The 1,251-nt window shown below is 29.8% G+C and carries 3 protein-coding genes; all 3 read left to right on the forward strand.

Annotated elements, in window-relative coordinates:
* The first annotated feature begins 168 nt into the window (after positions 1–168).
* The 3 genes from F0000_RS27375 (at position 169) to F0000_RS28040 (ending at position 1,150) form a co-directional block, all read left to right on the forward strand.
* Positions 169–729 carry a hypothetical protein gene (locus tag F0000_RS27375; RefSeq protein ID WP_149627863.1) on the forward strand — a complete coding sequence of 187 codons (561 nt, stop codon included), beginning with the start codon at positions 169–171 and terminating at the stop codon, positions 727–729.
* An 86-nt stretch (positions 730–815) separates the two neighbouring features.
* Entirely contained in the window at positions 816–1,004 is a 189-nt protein-coding gene (locus F0000_RS27380; RefSeq protein WP_149627864.1) for a hypothetical protein, read from the forward strand.
* Positions 1,004–1,150 (forward strand): hypothetical protein, encoded by a 147-nt coding sequence (locus F0000_RS28040; protein ID WP_188112324.1) that lies wholly within the window; start codon positions 1,004–1,006, stop codon positions 1,148–1,150. The genes F0000_RS27380 and F0000_RS28040 overlap by 1 nt, the downstream gene beginning before the upstream one ends.
* The last annotated feature ends 101 nt before the right edge of the window (positions 1,151–1,251 follow it).

Below are 1,251 nucleotides of genomic sequence, written 5' to 3' on the forward strand. Positions count from 1 at the left end.
TAATTGTAGATAATCTCGATATAGAACGAACTGTCTCTAAAATAATAGGAAACATCGAAGAATTTAATTTCCTGATACCAAGAAAACAATCTGAAACAACCCTAAACTAAGGGTGCGAAACTTCAGTTTAGTATATTCGTGTAAACTGTTGAATGAAAGTAAAGAATAATGCTGAATCCATTATCTAATGAAAAAGAAAGCTTGCCAGAGCTATTGTCTGAAAAACTGTTCAGGTCAGAATATCTTTCTTTTGTGACCAATAGACAAGTACATCATTGGAAGGAAATTGGATTGATAGATGATCATAGAAAGTATGCTGCTAGCGGAATGAAGAGTAGTTTTAACTTTTATGAAGCTTTATGGATCAGGTTAATTACTGAAATTCGAGCTTTTCAGATTAGTAATTTGATGATTAGAGAAGTCAAAAAATATCTATTTGATAGTTGTAAAGAAAATAGAACAGAAACAACAGAGGAGGGTATTTTATTCGAAGCAAGCGTCCAAGATATCATTATTAAGAATCAAGTTAGATTTTTAATAATTCTAAATAATAAATCAATAAAAATCTTGGATAAAACAGCATTTTTTGAAGCAATAAATGATCGTAATATTGATCATCATTTTTCTTTGAGATTAGATATTTTAGTTTGGAAGATATTAGCATTACTGGATTTTGAACCAAAAATTCAAAAGATTGTTCAAGGGTATAAAAACACGAGCAATGAGTAGTTAGAAACGCAGCCGCTACAAGCCGAAAGAATAGAAACCCACCTTATGACCGACGCTACAATCGGAGTAAGGCTATGGTAACGAAAATGTCTAATAAAAATGAAGTAAAAAAGAAAAAATACAGTGTTTCTAGAATTCAAAAGATGACGATAGAACGTCTTAAGACTTTTAAAGGTTTTGAAACATATGATGACGAAAAGGCACAGAAAGTAATTCAAGAACTAGAAAAATATGCTAAAATTATCATTAGACATATTTCTACAAAAAAAGAATAATGAAAGATTTATCAATTTTTAACAAGTTTGCAAAACAAGGAAATTCAAATTCTTTTAAAATAGATGGTAAAGCGGTTATTTATACCAGAGTATCTTCAAGAGATCAAATGATTAATGGCGCTAGTGTCAAGTCAATTATTAATTGACGGATAAAGTTTTTTGAGTTTGATTCTGCAATTTTCCGTTGTGAATTGCCAATTTATTTTGGCATTAAGATTATTTCTATATTCTTGCCAAGCTTCAACTT

It is taken from the genome of Aquimarina sp. RZ0, from assembly GCF_008370685.1.
In the GTDB taxonomy this organism is placed as follows: Bacteria; Bacteroidota; Bacteroidia; order Flavobacteriales; family Flavobacteriaceae; genus Aquimarina.